17 protein-coding genes are annotated in these 17,859 nt (G+C 71.8%); 9 read left to right on the top strand and 8 right to left on the bottom strand.

Going from position 1 to position 17,859, the window contains the following annotated elements; translation table 11 throughout:
- Nucleotides 1–111 precede the first annotated feature (111 nt).
- Nucleotides 112–264 carry an SCO1431 family membrane protein gene (locus ACFVQ0_RS24780; protein WP_390091401.1) on the top strand — a complete coding sequence of 51 codons (153 nt, stop codon included), beginning with the start codon at nucleotides 112–114 and terminating at the stop codon, nucleotides 262–264.
- A gap of 74 nt (nucleotides 265–338) precedes the next feature.
- On the opposite strand, the gene ACFVQ0_RS24775 is transcribed toward ACFVQ0_RS24780, so the two are convergent.
- Nucleotides 339–1,613 carry a glycoside hydrolase family 18 protein gene (locus tag ACFVQ0_RS24775; protein ID WP_390091400.1) on the bottom strand — a complete coding sequence of 425 codons (1,275 nt, stop codon included), beginning with the start codon at nucleotides 1,611–1,613 and terminating at the stop codon, nucleotides 339–341.
- A 393-nt stretch (nucleotides 1,614–2,006) separates the two neighbouring features.
- Here ACFVQ0_RS24775 and ACFVQ0_RS24770 point away from each other — a divergent pair, with 393 nt between their 5' ends.
- A complete protein-coding gene (locus tag ACFVQ0_RS24770; protein ID WP_390091399.1) occupies nucleotides 2,007–3,179 on the top strand; it encodes an acyl-CoA dehydrogenase family protein in 1,173 nt (390 codons plus the stop codon).
- A gap of 451 nt (nucleotides 3,180–3,630) precedes the next feature.
- Here the strand turns inward: ACFVQ0_RS24770 and ACFVQ0_RS24765 are convergent, their stop codons facing one another.
- The gene (locus tag ACFVQ0_RS24765; RefSeq protein WP_390091398.1) at nucleotides 3,631–4,032 is read right to left on the bottom strand and encodes a hypothetical protein; all 402 of its coding nucleotides are present in this window, start codon (nucleotides 4,030–4,032) and stop codon (nucleotides 3,631–3,633) included.
- Between the two features lie 203 nt (nucleotides 4,033–4,235).
- On the opposite strand from ACFVQ0_RS24765, the gene ACFVQ0_RS24760 reads away from it, so the two are divergent.
- From ACFVQ0_RS24760 to fxsA, 4 genes are all read left to right on the top strand, one after another.
- Nucleotides 4,236–4,676: an Lrp/AsnC family transcriptional regulator gene (locus tag ACFVQ0_RS24760; protein ID WP_024493538.1), complete on the top strand. Its 441-nt coding sequence runs from the start codon at nucleotides 4,236–4,238 to the stop codon at nucleotides 4,674–4,676.
- Nucleotides 4,677–4,722: 46 nt separating this feature from the next.
- Entirely contained in the window at nucleotides 4,723–6,363 is a 1,641-nt protein-coding gene (locus ACFVQ0_RS24755) for an amidohydrolase (RefSeq protein ID WP_390091397.1), read from the top strand.
- Nucleotides 6,364–6,891: 528 nt separating this feature from the next.
- Entirely contained in the window at nucleotides 6,892–7,659 is a 768-nt protein-coding gene (locus tag ACFVQ0_RS24750) for a polyprenol monophosphomannose synthase (protein ID WP_390091396.1), read from the top strand.
- Nucleotides 7,660–7,725: 66 nt separating this feature from the next.
- Nucleotides 7,726–8,301: an FxsA family membrane protein gene (fxsA, locus tag ACFVQ0_RS24745; protein ID WP_390091395.1), complete on the top strand. Its 576-nt coding sequence runs from the start codon at nucleotides 7,726–7,728 to the stop codon at nucleotides 8,299–8,301.
- A gap of 126 nt (nucleotides 8,302–8,427) precedes the next feature.
- Here the strand turns inward: fxsA and ACFVQ0_RS24740 are convergent, their stop codons facing one another.
- The 4 genes from ACFVQ0_RS24740 to ACFVQ0_RS24725 all read right to left on the bottom strand — a co-directional run bounded on the left by ACFVQ0_RS24740 (nucleotide 8,428) and on the right by ACFVQ0_RS24725 (nucleotide 11,917).
- The gene (locus ACFVQ0_RS24740; protein WP_003959706.1) at nucleotides 8,428–8,802 is read right to left on the bottom strand and encodes an RNA polymerase-binding protein RbpA; all 375 of its coding nucleotides are present in this window, start codon (nucleotides 8,800–8,802) and stop codon (nucleotides 8,428–8,430) included.
- Between the two features lie 275 nt (nucleotides 8,803–9,077).
- A complete protein-coding gene (locus ACFVQ0_RS24735) occupies nucleotides 9,078–10,445 on the bottom strand; it encodes an MFS transporter (protein WP_390091394.1) in 1,368 nt (455 codons plus the stop codon).
- 45 nt (nucleotides 10,446–10,490) lie between these two features.
- A complete protein-coding gene (locus tag ACFVQ0_RS24730) occupies nucleotides 10,491–11,255 on the bottom strand; it encodes a glycerophosphodiester phosphodiesterase (protein WP_390091393.1) in 765 nt (254 codons plus the stop codon).
- Nucleotides 11,252–11,917 carry a YitT family protein gene (locus ACFVQ0_RS24725; RefSeq protein ID WP_390091392.1) on the bottom strand — a complete coding sequence of 222 codons (666 nt, stop codon included), beginning with the start codon at nucleotides 11,915–11,917 and terminating at the stop codon, nucleotides 11,252–11,254. Before ACFVQ0_RS24725 ends, ACFVQ0_RS24730 begins: the two co-directional genes overlap by 4 nt.
- A 101-nt stretch (nucleotides 11,918–12,018) precedes the next feature.
- On the opposite strand from ACFVQ0_RS24725, the gene ACFVQ0_RS24720 reads away from it, so the two are divergent.
- Nucleotides 12,019–13,518, top strand: a complete 1,500-nt coding sequence (locus ACFVQ0_RS24720) for a PLP-dependent aminotransferase family protein (RefSeq protein WP_390091391.1) — start codon at nucleotides 12,019–12,021, stop codon at nucleotides 13,516–13,518.
- 77 nt (nucleotides 13,519–13,595) lie between these two features.
- On the opposite strand, the gene ACFVQ0_RS24715 is transcribed toward ACFVQ0_RS24720, so the two are convergent.
- Together ACFVQ0_RS24715 and ACFVQ0_RS24710 are read right to left on the bottom strand one after the other, a co-directional pair.
- Nucleotides 13,596–15,221, bottom strand: coding sequence for a hypothetical protein (locus tag ACFVQ0_RS24715; RefSeq protein WP_390091390.1), 1,626 nt, complete (start codon nucleotides 15,219–15,221; stop codon nucleotides 13,596–13,598).
- A 38-nt stretch (nucleotides 15,222–15,259) separates the two neighbouring features.
- Entirely contained in the window at nucleotides 15,260–15,454 is a 195-nt protein-coding gene (locus ACFVQ0_RS24710; RefSeq protein WP_018103962.1) for a hypothetical protein, read from the bottom strand.
- 313 nt (nucleotides 15,455–15,767) lie between these two features.
- Between ACFVQ0_RS24710 and ACFVQ0_RS24705 the strand changes: the two genes are divergently transcribed.
- Both ACFVQ0_RS24705 and ACFVQ0_RS24700 read left to right on the top strand, forming a co-directional pair.
- A complete protein-coding gene (locus ACFVQ0_RS24705) occupies nucleotides 15,768–16,160 on the top strand; it encodes an ankyrin repeat domain-containing protein (RefSeq protein ID WP_371774293.1) in 393 nt (130 codons plus the stop codon).
- Nucleotides 16,161–16,390: 230 nt separating this feature from the next.
- Entirely contained in the window at nucleotides 16,391–17,809 is a 1,419-nt protein-coding gene (locus tag ACFVQ0_RS24700; protein ID WP_390091389.1) for a HEAT repeat domain-containing protein, read from the top strand.
- Nucleotides 17,810–17,859: the final 50 nt, after the last annotated feature.

The following is a 17,859-nucleotide window of genomic DNA, read 5'->3' as shown; positions in this document are numbered from 1 at the left end:
CCGGGGCAGTGACGCAGCTCTCTACCCCGGGGGCCGGTCAGGCTGGCACTGTGGTCGGGTCCTCGGGGGTGTCTCGGGGACACCGACTGCCGGCCGACCGAACGAGATGCCATGACCGCGACTGCCGCCGCAACCAGCACCACCGCCCGCCGCCGTACGCGGACCGGCGGGCCCGGGGACCGTTCGAAGCTGCTGGAGAACGTCCTGGGCTGGACGCTCGTCGTCGTCATCGCCATGTTCGTCACGCAGATCGGTCTGATGTGAGCGGCGGGCGGACGTGAGGGAGGGCGGGGAGCCCGCCCGGCCCCCCGCCCACCGTCATGCCCGCCGTGCCGGTGTCAGTTGATCGCCTTGATCAGTTCGCCGTCGGTGGTGTCACCGCTCAGCTCCCAGAAGAACGTGCCGCCGAGGCCCTGCTCGTTCTTGTAGGCCATCTTGGTGCCGATGGTGGCCGGGGTGTCGTAGCTCCACCAGTTGGTGCCGCAGAGCGCGTAGGCGGTGCCGCCCGCGGTGTCGGTGGCGGGGCAGCTGTTCTTGAGGACCTTGTAGTCCTCGATGCCCGCCTCGTACGTACCCGGTGCGGCGCCGGTCGCCGTGCCGCCCGGCTCGGCCTGGGTGACGCCGGTCCAGCCGCGGCCGTAGAAGCCGATGCCGAGCAGCAGCTTGGAGGCGGGGACGCCCTCTGCCTTCAGCTTGGCGATGGTTGCCTCGCTGTTGAAGCCGTCCTTGGGGATGTCCGGGTAGGAGCTCAGCGGGGAGTGCGGAGCCGTCGGGCCCTGGGCGTCCCACGCGCCGAAGTAGTCGTACGTCATCGGGTTGTACCAGTCGACGTACTGCGCCGCGCCGCCGTAGTCGACGGAGTCGAGCTTGCCGCCCTCCGAGGCGTCCGCGCTGATCGCGGAGGTGACCAGGTTGTCCGTGCCGAACTTGGAGCGCAGGGCGGACAGCAGGTTGCCGTAGGCGTCGGGGCCGCTGGTGTCGCAGGTCAGGCCGCAGTCGTTGGGGTACTCCCAGTCGATGTCGATGCCGTCGAAGACATCGGCCCAGCGCGGGTCCTCGACCAGGCTGTAGCAGGAGTCCGCGAACGCCGCCGGGTTCTTCGCGGCCTCGCCGAAGCCGCCGGACCAGGTCCAGCCGCCGAACGACCAGAGGATCTTGAGGTCCGGGTGCAGCTTCTTCAGCTTGCGCAGCTGGTTGAAGTTGCCGGCCAGGTCCTGGTCCCAGGTGTCCGCGACCCCGTCGACCGACTGGTCGGCGGTGTAGGTCTTCTCGTAGTCGGCGTAGGAGTCACCGACCGTGCACTTGCCGCCCTGGACGTTGCCGAAGGCGTAGTTGATGTGCGTGAGCTTGTCGGCCGAGCCCGACGTCTCGATGTTCTTGACGTGGTAATTGCGGTCGTAGACACCCCAGTCGGTGAAGTAGCCGACCACCTTGCCGCCGGCCGCTGTGGGGGCGGCGGGCGCTGCCGCCGGGGCGGCGGACTTCAGGTCTGCGGGGGCCGCGCCTGCTGATCCGGTGCCCGCGACGCCCAGCAGGGCGGCGCCCAGGGCGGCGGTACAGGCGGCAGCGGCGAGTGCCCGGAGGCGGGCTCCCGGGCGATGCAGTCCGATCATCGTTGCTCCTCGTGGGGGAGGGGACTTGTCGGTGGACGACCGGCTCTCCGCGCCCGCATGGAATTGGCATGAACGCGGAAAGTCGGTTCGCGGTGAACCGTAGATGGACTAGACCAGTTGGGTCAATGGTTCGGACCAATTCCGCCGACCGTTCGCCGGGACGGCCCGCGACCGGCCGACGTGGCCGAAGTGCCCTGTCACCCAGTGACGGATACCGTCCTATCGGGCATACTCAAGCCGCCACAGCCGCTGACCGGCACCTCTCGCAATCCGGGAGGGCAACATCGGCTGGACCGCAGTCTTTTCGGGCCCCGCCCGTAGATCCCCCGGCGGCGCCGCACACACCCCGCGCGCGCGACCGCCGCAACGCCCGACAGGGAGGAGAGCGCCGTCATGCCCGACCGTGCCCCGCAGTCAGTGGAACGCCGTCTGCCCACCGAGGAGTCCAGGCAGCTCATCGCGCTCGTCCGCGACATCGCCCAGCGGGAGATCGTGCCCAGGGCGGCAGAGGAGGAGGACGCCGGCCGGTTCCCGCGTGAGGTCTTCACGCTGCTCTCCGAGTCCGGCCTGCTCGGACTGCCGTACGACTCCGCCCATGGCGGCGGTGATCAGCCCTACGAGGTGTACCTCCAGGTCCTCGAAGAGCTCAGCTCCGCCCGGCTCACCGTCGGGCTCGGCGTGAGCGTCCACTCCCTGGCCTGCCACGCGGTCGCCGGATACGGCACCAAGGAGCAGCAGGCCGAACACCTCCCGGCCATGCTCGCGGGCGGCCTGCTGGGTGCCTACTGCCTCTCGGAGCCCGCCTCCGGCTCCGACGCCGCCTCGCTGCGGACGAAGGCCGTGCGGGACGGGGACAGCTGGGTCATCACCGGCACCAAGGCGTGGATCACCCATGGCGGCGTCGCGGACTTCTACACCGTGCTGGCCCGTACCGGCGCCGACGGCGCCCGCGGGATCACCGCCTTCCTCGTTCCCGGCGACGCCGACGGACTGAGCGCCGCCGTCCCCGAGAAGAAGATGGGCATGAAGGGCTCGCCCACCGCCCAGCTCCACTTCGACGGCGTCCGGGTCCCGGACGAGCGCCGGATCGGTGAGGAGGGGCAGGGCTTCGCGATCGCGCTGTCCGCACTCGACTCCGGCCGGCTCGGCATCGCCGCGTGCGCCATCGGCGTCGCCCAGGCGGCGCTGGACGAGGCCGTCGCCTACGCCACCGGGCGCAAGCAGTTCGGCCGCCCCATCGCGGACTTCCAGGGGCTGCGGTTCATGCTCGCGGACATGGCCACCCAGATCGAGGCGGGCCGGGCGCTCTACCTGGAGGCGGCCAGGCTGCGTGACGCGGGCAGCCCGTTCTCGCGGCAGGCGGCCATGGCCAAGCTGTTCTGCACCGACGCCGCGATGCGGGTCACCATCGACGCCGTCCAGGTCCTCGGCGGGTACGGCTACACGCTGGACTTCCCCGTCGAGCGGCTCATGCGCGAGGCCAAGGTGCTGCAGATCGTCGAGGGCACCAACCAGATCCAGCGCATGGTCATCGCCCGCCACCTCGCGGGTCCTGAGACGCACTGACCCGCAGCGGCCGGTCCGACCACACGGGCGTCGTCATGATCCGGTTCCACTCCTGGTCATGGCGGCCCGGCATGGTCCTCCCGGTGCCCTCCCAGTAGCGGAGCATCGCCCGGTAGACGGGGGGATCGGTCGAGTGGGGCACCTGGCGCGGCGGCTCGGACTGCGGCGCCGGTGAGGATTCGGGCTGCGGAACCGATTCTTCGGAGGCCGGAACGGCGAGACGGCGTCGACCGGGGCCGGCCGTGGAATGCAGCAGGGTCATGCCAGGCCAACGCCGGGGGGCCGGGCCTGGTCACTGTCCGGCCGATTCGGGCGCCCGTTCGCCAGGTCCCCGGCGGCTCGGGCGCCGGAACGCTCCGTTCACCGACCGCACCACGCCGGCCGGGCCGTCGTGATGCGGCGCGGTCGTGTCGCGTCAGTCGGTGCGCGATTCCATGGCCGCGGCCGGGGATCAGGCGGCCTCGCGCCGGACCTGGTGCGGCATCCGGAACGGGCGGGAGGCGCTGCCCCCGGCGTGCGAGAACGGCTGCATCCTCCAGTCGAGCCCCTGAGGGAGCGTCAACAGCAGGGCCGTCTCCTGCTCCTGGGCCTCGGGCGACTCGTCGGCGGGCCGCGCCTTCGAGGCCGGGCGGCCGGTGCCGGCACACACCGTCAGGACGAACGGGTTCCACGGAGACGGGCACAGCGCGTGCTCCGGCAGCACGGTCTCGTCCGCCAGGAGCGCGATCGGCTGCGCGCAGTCCGGGCAGGTGACCCGGTACATCTCAAGCGTGTCGTACGCGTCGGGCGTGGCGTCCTCGAACGGATCAACGGGCTCCGGTTCGATACGTCCGGTGACCTTCAGGTTCTGCATGGAAATTCCCCCCTCGGGTGGGCCGACAAGGCGCCGTGGCCTCGGCCAAAGCAAGCACTTCCCGTCGGGGATCGGCCGTAACCGCGAGGTGCTCGGCTACCGACCCGTAAACCTGTGGCATTCATCACATGACCACCATGGGGTGCCCTTCGGCGGCTCCCGCGGCTGTGCCTGGAGGGGCCGGGGGCCATAGATTGATCCATATGGAGGAGCTGGACCGTCAAATCGTGGAGTTGCTCGTCAAGGACGGGCGGATGAGCTACACCGACCTGGGCAAGGCCACCGGCCTGTCCACCTCGGCCGTTCATCAGCGGGTCCGCAGGCTGGAGCAGCGCGGGGTGATCCGGGGCTACGCCGCGGTCGTCGACCCCGAGGCCGTCGGCCTGCCGCTGACCGCGTTCATCTCGGTCAAGCCCTTCGACCCGAGCGCCCCGGACGACATCGCGGAGCGGCTCGCCGGGGTCCCGGAGCTGGAGGCGTGCCACAGCGTCGCGGGTGACGAGAACTACATCCTGAAGGTGCGCGTCGCGACCCCGCTGGAGCTTGAGCACCTGCTGACGCGCATCCGCTCGCTCGCCGGTGTCTCCACCCGCACCACGGTCGTCCTCTCCACGCCCTACGAGGCACGGCCGCCGCAGATCTGAGGGGCCGGGCACGGGGCGGGCCCCGGCAGGCGGGAGACTGGTCACCATGACCGAGAGCACCGCCCCCCAGAGCGACCACCGCACCGTGCTGCTGCGCGGTGGAGACGTCCACAGTCCCGCCGATCCCTTCGCCACCGCCATGGTGGTCGAACGGGGCCATGTCGCCTGGGTGGGCTCGGAAGGGGCCGCCGACGCCTTCGCGGGCGGCGTCGACGAGGTGATCGACCTCGACGGGGCGCTCGTCACCCCCGCGTTCACCGACGCCCACGTCCACACCACCTCGACCGGTCTGGCCCTCACCGGCCTGGACCTCTCCGGCGCCCGCACCCTGGACGAGGCCCTCGCCCTGGTACGGACGTACGTCGCGGCGCACCCCGCCGAGCGGGTGGTCCTCGGGCACGGCTGGGACGCCACGCGCTGGCCGGAGGGCCGTCCGCCCTCGCGCGCCGAGCTGGACGCGGCGGCGGGCGGCCGGGCGGTCTACCTGCCCCGGATCGACGTGCACTCGGCGGTCGCCAGCACCGCGCTGCTGGACCTGGTCCCCGCGATCGCCTCGATGGCGGGCTACCACCCGCAGGAGCCGCTGACCGCCGCCGCCCACCACGCGGTGCGCGCGGCCGCCCACGGCGCCGTCTCACCGCGCCAGCGGGCCGAGGCCCAGCGCGCCGCGCTGGACCGTGCGGCGTCCCTGGGCATCGGCACGGTCCACGAGTGCGGCGGCCCCGACATCTCCGACGAGGAGGACTTCACCGCGCTGCTGAAGCTCGCCGCCGGACATCGCGGACCACGGGTCTTCGGCTACTGGGCCGAGCGGGTCGCCGACGAGAAGGACGCCCGGCGCGTCCGGGAGCTGGGCGCGGTGGGCGCCGCCGGGGACCTCTTCGTCGACGGCTCGCTCGGCTCGCACACCGCCTGCCTGCACGAGCCGTACGCCGACGCCCCGCTGACCGGCGCCGCCCACCTGGACGCCGCGCAGATCGCGGCCCATGTCGCGGCCTGCACCGAAGCCGGGCTGCAAGCGGGCTTCCACGCCATCGGGGACGCCGCGCTCAGCGCCGTCGTCGAGGGCGTCAGGGCGGCCGCAGAGAAGGTGGGCCTGAGCCGGGTACGGGCCGCCAGGCACCGGATCGAGCACGCCGAGATGCTCACCCCCGAGACCGTCGCCGCTTTCGCGGAGCTGGGACTCACCGCCTCCGTCCAGCCCGCTTTCGATGCCGCCTGGGGCGGTGAGGAGGGCATGTACGCCCAGCGGCTGGGTGCCGGGCGGGCGAGGACCCTCAACCCGTACGCGGCCCTCCTGCGGGCCGGTGTGCCCCTCGCGTTCGGCTCCGACAGCCCGGTGACCCCGCTCGACCCGTGGGGGACCGTGCGGGCCGCCGCGTTCCACCGGACGCTTGAGCACCGGATCTCCGTGCGGGCCGGCTTCACCGCCCACACCAGGGGCGGCTGGCGGGCCGTCGGCCGCGACGACGCGGGCACCCTGGTGCCGGGCGCCCCGGCCGACTACGCCGTCTGGCGCACCGAGGAGCTGGTGGTCCAGGCCCCGGACGACCGGGTCGCCCGCTGGTCGACCGACCCCAGGTCGGGGACGCCGGGACTGCCGGACCTCAGCCCGGGGGCCGCACTCCCGGTCTGCCTGCGCACGGTCGTGTTCGGACAAACGGTCTACGTACGGCCGAACGAGTGACGTGCGGACATTTCGTACCGCCGATCGAAGGTGCCCCGGTTCTCCCGCGACCTGGGGATCTTCGGTACTGACCAGGCAAGTTCGGTAAAGGGTGCAGGTCAGGCAACTATTGACAGAATGCGCCCACCGGCCGGTAGGTTCGGCCGAGTCCACCACAGGACGTCCGACCGGTTAAACCTCCACGCAGTCGTCGAACGCCGCTGGGTCGTGGGGGTGGTGTGCCGCACCGGCGCACCACCACTCACAGCCAGGTTCAGCGCCCGCGCCTCGGGGGCGAGGGAAGGTTTCAGCCGGACGGAGGGTGCGACCCGGGTGGGGCCCGGACGTTCAGTAGACAACGGCTCTAGGTCGACCCGCAGCCGGCGGGTCCCAGGTCGGCCCGAAGGACGCCGGGCCCCGATCCGCAGTTCTGTCCGTACTTCCGCTCTTCTGTCCGCCGCCACCGCCGAACCGCCCCGACCGGGTCGGTCTGCGGCCCCGCCACGCTCGATATGGTGTGTGTCTGCGTACGGACTTAAGGGGCAGTTAGTGAACGACGGCGGTCAGAGGCGATACGGCCCGCTCGGCAGAACCTTGGTGATCATTCCGACCTACAACGAGGCCGAGAACATCAAGCCGATCGTCAGCCGGGTGCGCGCCGCCGTACCGGAGGCGGACATCCTGGTCGCCGACGACAACAGCCCCGACGGCACCGGCAAGCTGGCCGACGAGCTGGCCGCCGCCGACGACCAGGTCCATGTGCTGCACCGCAAGGGCAAGGAAGGGCTCGGCGCGGCCTATCTCGCCGGTTTCCACTGGGGGATGGAGCACGACTACGGCGTGCTCGTCGAGATGGACGCGGACGGCTCCCACCAGCCGGAGGAGCTGCCCCGGCTGCTCACCGCCCTCAAGAGCGCCGACCTGGTACTGGGCTCCCGCTGGGTGCCGGGCGGGCGCGTGGTCAACTGGCCCAAGTCCCGCGAGATGATCTCCCGCGGCGGCAGCACCTACTCGCGGCTGATGCTCGGGCTCCGGACCAGGGACGTCACGGGCGGCTACCGGGCCTTCCGCACGGAGACCCTGAAGGGGATCGGCCTCGACGAGGTCGCCTCGCAGGGCTACTGCTTCCAGGTGGACCTGGCACGCCGCTCGATCGAGGCCGGCTACCACGTCGTCGAGGTCCCGATCACCTTCGTGGACCGGGAGGTCGGTGACTCCAAGATGAGCCGGGACATCCTCGTCGAGGCGCTCTGGCGGGTGACCGCCTGGGGCGTCACCACCCGCACGAACCGGGTGCTCGGGCGCCGGACGCCCTGACGCGTAGGTCCGGATGATCTTCACCCCCTTACCGCGCCCGGACGCGCGGCCAGGCACACTGGGGGCATGACGACCGGCACACCGCCCCCGACCGCCCGTCGGCGCTCACGCGCCCGGACCTTCGTACCTCTCGCCATCGCCGCCTGGGCGGTGCTGGAGATCTGGCTGCTCATCGTGGTGGGGGAGGCGGCGGGCGGGTTCACCGTCCTGCTGCTCCTGGCCGCGGGTGTGGTGCTCGGTGCCGTGGTGATGAAGGCGGCGGGCCGCCGGGCCTTCCGCAATCTCGCCGAGACGCTCCAGCAGATGCCGGGGCAGCCGGGCGCGAGCGGCTCCTCGCCCGCACCTCCGAGCAGCAGGGGCAACGGCTTCCTCATGCTCGGCGGGCTGCTGATCATGATCCCGGGGATGATCTCGGACGTCGCCGGACTCCTGCTCCTGGTGCCGCCGGTCCGCTCCGCGCTCAGCAAGTACGCGGAGCGCTCGCTGGAGCGGCGGATGCGGAGGGCGGCCCCCGGTGGCCTCTCGGACGCCTTCCAGCAGGCCCGGATGCACCGGCCGGACGGAAAGGTCGTCCAGGGCGAGGTGATCCGCGAGGACCCCTCCCACCCGGACGAGAACCCCCGCCCGCCCCTGACGCCGTAACACCCCGGTGCGTCTTGACGCTCGTCAAGGCGCACCGGGCAGATCCCATGCGTGCGGACAGAGCTGCGGGCCGCGACACACAAGGTGTCGCGGCCCGCAGCTCTGTCTCAGTGCTGTGCTACGCGGTCAAGCAGACTTCCTGCTGTCCCGCGGATGCACGGCGATATTCATGGCTCCGGAGCGCAGAACCGCCAGCCTCTCGGCCAGCACCTCCTCCAGCTCCTCGCGTGTGCGCCGCTCCATGAGCATGTCCCAGTGCGTACGCGCAGGCTTGCCCTTCTTCTCCTCGGGGCCATCCCCGTCCACCAGGAGTGCCTGGGCGCCACACGCCTTGCACTCCCACTCCGGCGGAATTTCCGCCTCTACCGAGAACGGCATCTCAAATCGATGTCCGTTCTGGCATGCGTACTCCACCGCCTGGCGCGGGGCCAGATCGATGCCGCGGTCCGTCTCGTAGCTGGTAACCACAAGTCGCGTGCCGCGGAGAGCTCGCTCACTCATGAATCGTGCCTCCCGGGCTTGTCGCCCACAGGACAGGTGTCGCTGTCGTCGTCATCCGGCTCAACGTCCGGTCGGCGGCAAAGATTCCCGTTGCCGGTCATGCGTCGCCCGTCGTGCCGCTGAGTATTCAGGTTTGCCAGGGTTCAAGTACCCGCCAATGCCCGGTTTGTCACATCTGGCAGAAGTTGTCACCCAACGGTTTGGATTCTTCCACTGGCAGTAACGGTCCTCCGGGCAGGCCAAAGGCGTACACTACCGGCCTTTTACTTCAACGTCTAAATCCGTTCGGGAACGGGATTCCCCGCCGCCGCCACGGCCCGCCGGACCGGCACCCTCGCGAGCAGTACGGAACCGGCCACGAAGAAGATCACCAACGAGATGATCGCGTCCCGGTAACTGCCGGTCAGCTGGTACGCGAGACCGAACACCAGTGGCCCCAGCCAGCTCAGTCCGCGGTCGCTCATCTCGTACGCCGAGAAGTACTCGGCCTCCTTGCCGTGCGGCACCAGATGCGAGTAGAGCGAACGCGACAGGGCCTGGCTGCCGCCGAGGACCAGACCGATCGCCGCGGCCAGCGCGTAGAAGAACACCGGCGCGTCGGCCGGCAGGAAGTATCCGGCGACCAGGATCAGCGTCCAGACGACCAGGGACGCGAGGATCGTGCGCTTCGCGCCGTACACCCGGGCCAGCCGGCCCATGCCCAGCGCTCCCGCCACCGCGAGGATCTGGACCAGCAGGACGGCGGTGATCAGCGTCGTCTGGTCGAGGCCCAGCTCCTCCGAGCCGTACACGGAGGCCTGGGAGATCACCGTCTGCACGCCGTCGTTGTAGACGAGGTACGCCAGCAGGAAGGAGAGGGTGAGCGGATGGCGGCGCATATCGCGCAGGGTCGCCAGCAGCTGCCCCCAACCGGACCCGACCGCCCCGTGCCCCGGCGCCACCTGCCGGTCGCGCAGCCGGCGCAGCGGTACGACGGTGAAGGCGCCCCACCAGACACCGGCCGATGCCAGGCAGATCCGGACGGCGTCCGACTCGGACAGGCCGAAGGAGTCGTGGCCCGTATAGAGGATCAGGTTGAGGACCAGGACCAGCGCCCCTGAGGTGTAGCCGAAGGCCCAGCCGCGTGAGGAGACCGCGTCGCGTTCGTCGGGCTCCGAGATCTGCGGCAGATAGGCGTTGTAGAGGACCATCGACACGGATATCGCGGCATTCGCCACGATGAGCAGGAACGCGCCGAGCAGATAACGGGTGCCGTCCAGGAAGAACATCGCGGCGGTGGCGGTGGCGCCCACATAGGCGGCCGCCGCCAGCAGCGGCTTCTTGCGGCCCGTACGGTCGGCGGCCGCGCCCACGATCGGCATCAGGATCACCGCGACGACGAGGGACGCCGAGATCGTGTACGCGAACAGCGACCCGGCACGGATCGGGATGCCGAGCGGCCGGACATAGCCGTCGGCGTCGGCGGCGGCCTTGGCGACCGAGGTCAGATACGGGCCGAGGAACACCGTGACGACGCTCGTCGAGTAGACGGAGCAGGCGAAGTCGTAGAAGTACCAGCCCCGCTGCTCGCGCCGGCGTTCACCGGGGTCGGCCCCGGGCGTGCCCCGGGTCGGTTCGGCGGCATCGGTCGTCTCGGCGCTCATCGCGCACCCCTCGTCTCTCCCCGTGGAGACGTCACCGGGCCGGCGTCAGGCCCAGGCCCCCCGCTCGCTCAGCACCGTGCGCAGCGTCTCGATGTGATCGGTCATGATGCCATCCACGCCGAGGTCCAGGAGCGCTGCCATCCGCTCCGGTTCGTTGACCGTCCAGACGTGCACCTGGAGCCCCCGCGCGTGGGCCTCCCGCACGAAGCGCCGGTCCACGACCCGGATGCCGCCCTGGCTCTCCGGAACCTGGGCGCACACCGCGCCGGCGCGCAGCGCCGCCGGAATCCCGTACGAGCGCAGCCGCAGGGCCAGTACCCCGCGCACTCCGTAGGAGGTGGCCAGCCGGGGCCCCGCGAGCCGGTGCGCCCTGGCGACCCTGGCCTCGGAGAACGAGCCGACGCAGACGCGGTCCCAGGCGTCCGCACGGCGGATCAGGTCCACCAGTGGCTCAAGGGCGGGGCCGGCCTTGATGTCCACGTTCCAGTGGGCCCGCGGGAACGCCTCCAGCAACTCCTCGAACAGCGGCAGCGGTTCCCGGCCCGCCACCCGGGCCCGCCGTATCTCGCTCCACGGCAGCTCCGATATCCGGCCCCCGGCATCCGTCACCCGGTCCAGAGTGGCGTCGTGGAAGGCCACCAGGCGGCCGTCGGCCGAGGCGTGCACATCGGTCTCGAAGTAGCGGTACCCGGCCTCTTCGGCCCGGCGGAACGCCGCCGCGGTGTTCTCGATGCCGTCCGCGGAACCGCCCCGGTGGGCGAACGCGAGCGGGGCGGGGTGGTCCAGATAGGGATGGCGTACGGAAGTCACCGCCGCAGTATCGCCTGCCCGGACGGCGGGGTGGTGGCCGTGGGGCGGCCGTTGTCCGGGATCGCGAAGAAGCGCAGGAAGAACTGGGCGAGCGGGCCGATCGCCAGGGCGTAGAGGACCGTCCCGATGCCCAGGGAACCGCCGAGCAGGAACCCGGTCACCACGACCGCGGCCTCGATCGCCGTGCGGACGAGCCGGATGGAGCGGCCGGTGCGCAGGTGCAGCCCGGTCATGAGCCCGTCGCGCGGCCCGGGACCGAACCGGGCGGCGATGTACAGCCCCGTCGCCACACCGTTCAGGACGATGCCCGCCACCATCACCCCGGCCCGCGCGGCGAGGCCGTGCACATCGGGGACGAGGGCCAGCGTGCCGTCCATCGCGATCCCGACGGCGAAGACGTTCGAGACGGTGCCCAGCCCCGGCCGCTGCCGGAGCGGGATCCACAGCAGCAGCACGATCGCGCCGATGATGATCGAGACGACCCCGATCGTGATCCCGGTGCGCTCGGCGAGCCCTTGGTGCAGCACTCCCCACGGCTCCAGACCGAGACCGGCGACGACCAGCAGCGCCGAGCTCGCCCCGTACAGCGCCAGGCCCGCGTACAGCTGGATGAGCCGGCGGGTGAGGTGCGTTCCCCGCCGGACGGCGGTGGTGGTGGACAAAGGGGCCCCCTGGTCTAGTGGTAGTGGACTGCTGCGTGTCACTCTGTGGCAGCGGATTGGCTGCCAACCATGGCCAATCCGAGGAAGGTGGACTGATTCTCATGGCCCAGTGGACATCGGCGGTCGGTGCCGCTCAGCTCGCCCGGCAGCTCCACGCCCAGCAGCCCAGGCCGACGGGCCCCGGCAACCGCAGGCCACCGGCCTACCGCGCGCTCGCCGACGGCATCCGGCTGCTCGTCCTGGAGGGGCGGGTCCCGGTCGCCGCCCGGCTGCCCGCGGAACGGGAACTGGCGCTCGCCCTGGCCGTCAGCCGTACGACGGTCGCCGCCGCCTACGAGGCGCTGCGGGCCGAGGGATTCCTGGAGTCCCGGCGCGGGGCCGGCAGCTGGACGGCGGTGCCGGCCGGCAACCCGCTGCCCGCGCGGGGCCTGGAGCCGCTGCCCCCGGAGGCGCTCGGCTCGATGATCGACCTGGGCTGCGCCTCGCTGCCCGCCCCCGAACCGTGGCTGACCCGAGCCGTCCAGGGGGCGCTGGAGGAGCTGGCCCCGTACGCCCACACGCACGGCGACTACCCGGCCGGGCTGCCCGCGCTCCGGCAGATGATCGCCGACCGCTACACCGCCGACGGCATCCCCACGATGCCCGAGCAGATCATGGTCACCACCGGTGCGATGGGCGCGATCGACGCCATCTGCCACCTCTTCGCGGGCCGCGGGGAACGGATCGCGGTGGAGTCCCCGAGCTACGCCAACATCCTCCAGCTGATGCGGGAGGCGGGTGCCCGGCTGGTGCCGGTGGCCATGGAGGAGGGGCTCGGCGGCTGGGACATGAACCGCTGGCGCCAGGTGCTGCGGGACGCGGCTCCCCGGCTCGCGTACGTCGTCGCGGACTTCCACAACCCCACCGGGGCACTGGCCGACGAGGACCGGCGGCGCGCGCTGGTGGACGCCGCCCGCTCGGCCGGTACGGTCCTGGTCGTCGACGAGACGATGAACGAGCTGCACCTGGACGAGGACGTGCGGATGCCGCGCCGGGTCTGCGCCTTCGACCCGGCGGGCAGCACCGTGCTCACCGTCGGTTCGGCCAGCAAGGCGTTCTGGGCGGGCATGCGGATCGGCTGGGTACGCGCCGCCCCGGACGTCATCCGCAGCCTGGTGGCGGCCCGCGCCTACGCCGACATGGGCACCCCGGTCCTTGAGCAGCTGGCCGTCAACTGGCTGATGCGCACCGGAGGCTGGGAGGAGGCCGTGCGGATCCGCCGGGAGCAGGCGCGGGGCAACCGGGACGCGCTGGTCACGGCCGTGCGCCGGGAGCTGCCCGACTGGGAGTTCGTCGTACCGCGCGGCGGCCTGACGCTCTGGGTGCGCACCGGCGGCCTCTCCGGATCGCGGCTCGCGGTGGCCGGGGAACGGGTCGGGGTGCGGGTGCCGTCCGGGCCCCGGTTCGGGGTCGACGGCGCCTTCGAGGGGTACGTACGGCTGCCGTTCACGGTCGGGGGGCCGGTCGCGGACGAGGCGGCCCTGCGGCTCGCGGCCGCCGCCGAGCTCGTCGGTTCCGGGGCGGGAGCGGGCGCGGAGGCACCCCGGACGTTCGTCGCCTGATCCGTCCCGCGAGACGTACGGGAGGGCCCGCTGATCATCTGATCCGCGGGCCCTCCACGTCTCGGCCGACGGGGTTCTCAGTCGCTGACGGCCACTGACTCCATGGCGACGGGAACGGCCGCGGTGCGCGCCGGTTCCGGTTCGGGAGCGGCGGTGGTCCGCGCCGGTTCCGGGTCGGGCGCGTTCGCCTCGATCGCGGTCCGCCGTTCGGGCAGCAGGCCCAGGACCGTCTGCCGCTGTGCCTCGCCGGTCGTGTCGTCGTACGGATCGGGCGTGGCCGGAACCTGGACGCGCAGCACCGGGCCGGTGCCGAGCCGGGCGTACCCGCGGCCGGGCGGGACGTCCGGGGTCGGGGTGGTGTGCGGCTCAACTCCCAGGACGGATTCGATCTGGGCGGGGGAGCAGTCGCCGAGGACCACCCTGGCCCGGGTGTGGCTGCGCACGGTGTCGCTCAGGCCGTCCAGGCCGTCGAACTGCTCGGCCATCACCACGGTGACGTTGGCGGCCCTGCCGTGCCGCAGTGGGACCTGGAGCAGTTCCTGCGGGTCGGGTCCGCCGCCGGCGGCGGCCAGGTGGCCGAGCACGCTGGGCCGGTCCAGCAGGATCCAGAGCGGGCGCCTGGTGTCCTCGGGGACGGCGTCGCCGGACTGCCGGGCCCGGTTGGCCTCGAACAGCCGGCGCTCGGTCTCCTGCGCCGCCCATTCCAGGGTGGCCAGCGCCCCGGCGGCCCCGCACTCCACGGCCAGCACGCCCTCGCGGCCGTTGAAGCAGGCGTACTCGCCGATGCCGCTGCCCTCGATGATCAGGATGTCGCCCTGCTGGAGTGCCTGGAGGGCGATGGAGCGCATCAGTGTGGTGGTGCCGCTGCCGGGCTGGCCGACGGCGAGCAGATGCGGCTCGGTGGTGCGTGCGCCGGTCCGCCAGACGACGCCCGGCGCGTCCCTGGTCTCCTCCCCGTCGGTCACCGGGACGGTGCGCTGCACCGCGTCCTCGTCCGTGAAGCCGAGGACGGTCTCGCCGGGGGCGGTGACGAAGCGCTGGGCGGTGATCGAGGTGGGCAGGGCGTCGAGCACGCTCATGACGAGCCGGTTGCCCTCCTCGTCCCAGCTGAAGCGGTACTCCCGGCCCCGGCCCGACTTGGCGTGCAGCAGCTGCTCGATCCGGGCGCGGGAGGCGGCCTCGCTGTCGGTGAAGTACGCCGGGTAGGCCACCACGAGCCGGGAGATCCGGCCGTCGGTGTCGAACGCGTAGTCGCTGAATACCTGGTCCCAGTCGCCGCCGTGGGCGAACAGCGGACTGGGGTCCTCGGCCGTGGAGAAGTACGGTACGAGCGCCTCGTACAGGGACCGCAGGCGCCCGGTCTCCGCCTCGTCCGGGCCGGTCCTGACGGGAGTGCGCTGACGTCCCTTCCACGCGGCGGCGCCCATCACCGTGACCAGGGCCATGACGGACCCGTAGGGGACGAGCGCGACCACGAGTACGCAGGCCGCGACGAGGAACAGCGTGGGACCACGCCGGTCCTTGGGCGTCGCGGCCCACTTCTGCCGTCCTGCACCTGCCAGCAGCCGCAGACCACGAGTGATCATGATCAGCGGATGGAGGACATCGGTGGCGCTGTCGGCGGCCGTGCGCGCGAACTCGCGACTGCGAGTGATCGAAGCGCTGCCGCTGCTCAGAATGCGGGGGAGTGGTCGCCGGGCCACGTCTGTCTCCTGATGGGGGTGGGAGCGGGAGCGGAACGTCAGAACTTGATCCCGCCCAGGAGTCCGGCCAGGCTCGCGCCGCCCGCGGTGATGCTCGGTGCGATGGCGGTGCCGGCCAGGTAGAAGCCGAACAGGGCGGTGACGAGGGCGTGCGAAGCCTTGAGGCCGTCCTTCCTGAAGAACAGGAAGACGATGATGCCGAGGATGACGACGCCTGACATGGAAAGGATCATGAGTGGTTCTCCTGGTTGGGGGGACAGTCACCATGAGTCCTTCCAGGCTCACCGGAAGTATCTATAGGATAAAAGGTGCAAGTGGGTGAAAAGTGGGGTTTTTCACTGGACTGGCGGATGGCGAAGCGCGGGCCGGGGCGGTTTTCGGTGCCGCGCACCGCTCCGTCGTCACCCGACGTGATCTTCTGCCATGGGCGACCCGGCTCCGCCGCGCGTCCGGGCAGTACCCTGTCGATTCACTCGTACGGCCTCAAGACGCATCCCCCCGCAGGCCGGCGGCGGAGCGAACGGTTATAGGAAGGGCGGCCCCCCGATGAGCGAAACCCCTGATCCCGAGGTGGTTGAGCTGGCGACCAAGGTCTTCGACCTGGCGCGCCGCGGCGACACCGACGCGCTCGCGGCCTACGTCGACGCCGGAGTCCCGGTGAACCTCACCAACGACCGGGGCGACTCGCTGCTGATGCTCGCCGCCTATCACGGACACGCCCCCGCGGTCACGGCACTGACCGGACGCGGCGCGGATCCGGACCGGGCCAACGACCGGGGGCAGACACCGCTCGCCGGAGCCGTCTTCAAGGGCGAGGACGCGGTGATCGCGGCACTGCTCGCCGCAGGGGCCGATCCGGCGGCCGGAACCCCCTCCGCCCTGGACACCGCACGCATGTTCGGCAAGGCCGACCTGCTGGAACTCTTCGGTTCCCGCTGACCGGGTCCGTCGTAAATGTGGTCGCGGTGGCGAAATGGGTGGGTCATCATGACGTCGCGGGCCCGATTCGGGCCACCGACGAGAGGCGGGAAGATGGTCTGCACCAGGCAGAAGACGGCGGTCGGCCGATCATGTTGCTGCGCGATGTAGTGCCCCACCCCGGCACGGCACCTGCACATGAAACTGCACAGTCCCCGGTTGCGTCGACAGCTTGATGTGAGGCTTTCCCCATGTTTGATCCGTTCATAGCGCCGAGCGGCACCCTGCTCGGCCTGCTGCAGAGGGGCCGCGGCGACGGCACGCTCCACGCGCTCGCCGCACCGCGCCCCGAGGCCCTGGCGGCTCTCAACCACTGCGTCCTGAGCGATCCGCGTCACGACTGGCAGGTGGAGAACCGCTCCCTCTACTACGCCCGTCTCTATCTCGACCTCGACGGCGGCATCGAGGAGATCGAGCGCCACCTCGATGATCCCGACGACCACCTCGACACCGACGAGTCACGGACCGGCCTCGCCCTCGCAGTACTCGGCCACCTCGCCTCCTACGGACGCGACGACGCCCTCGCCCTGCTGCGGCGCTACGCCGCGACCGGCTCCAACTGGGCGTGGGCCCTGGACGAGCTGGCCCTGCGCGACGACGACGCCGGACTGCGTTCCCTCGCCGTGCCCGTGCTCGCCCGCTTCGGCACCGACGCGGAGGGCTCCGCCGAGCTGGCCGCCGCCGTGCGCGACGCCTTCGAACCCCGGCCCTGGCGGCTCTGGGCCGACGATCCGCGCGAAGCGGTCGGCGCCCGGGTCAGGGCCGCCTCGGAACAGGGCTCGTTCGACCGCTGGCAGCGGCAGATGCGGCCCGGAGGGCCCCGCCCCGGCTGGAGCGTCCAGGCCGTCTTCGACTGGGCCCAACAGGGGCTCGACCGGGGCAGCGAACTCCACGTACCGGCCGCCCGCTGCCTCTCCGCGGTCGCGGGACCGGAGGACCGGCCCGAGATCGTCGAGGCCGCCCGCAGCGGTCCGGAAGGCGCCCGGTGCGCCGCCCTGCACTATCTGGCCGAGGCCCAGGACCCGGTCGTGCTCGACCTGATCGAGGCGGCGGCGGTCAGCTCCTCGCGCACCGTCGCCGACGCGGCCGTCGCCGCCTTCGAGCGGATGTGCGGCGAAGCGGCCGTCGACCGCGCCCGGCGCTGGGCCCGCAGGCCCGACGCGCTCGGTGCCTCCGCGGCCGGGGTGCTGGCCGGCCGGGGCGGCGCACAGGACGCCTCACTGGTCCTCGGCGCCCTGCGCGAAGCCGTACGCGGCGACGGACCGGACGCGCTGCGCCTGTGGACCCTGGTCGACGGCACCGGACGGCTGGGCATCGCCTGCGCCGCCCCCGTCCTGCGCCACGTCTACCGGGAGACGTCCTCCTCCCACCTGCGGGGCAGGGCCGCCCGCGCACTGGCCGTCACCGATCCCACCTTCGCCACCGGCTTCGCCGTCGAGTGCCTGTGGGACTGCGAGGAGACGACCCGGGAGGTCGCCGCACGCCACGCGGAGACCGGCGACATCAGGGTGGCCGAGCGGCTGCGCCGGCTGGCCGCCGACCCGGCGGAGGAGGCCGAGGTGCAGACCGCGGTACGCAGCAGGATCGGTCCTGACGCCTCCGCCGTCTGACCGGTACGAACAGCCCGATCGGATGCGAGCGGTCCGATCGGACAAGAACA

The sequence above is a fragment of the Streptomyces sp. NPDC057900 genome, assembly GCF_042887885.1.
Taxonomy (GTDB): Bacteria; Actinomycetota; Actinomycetes; order Streptomycetales; family Streptomycetaceae; genus Streptomyces.
Note: the sequence above shows the minus strand (reverse complement) of the source record. Positions and strands in the feature narration are given on the sequence as shown.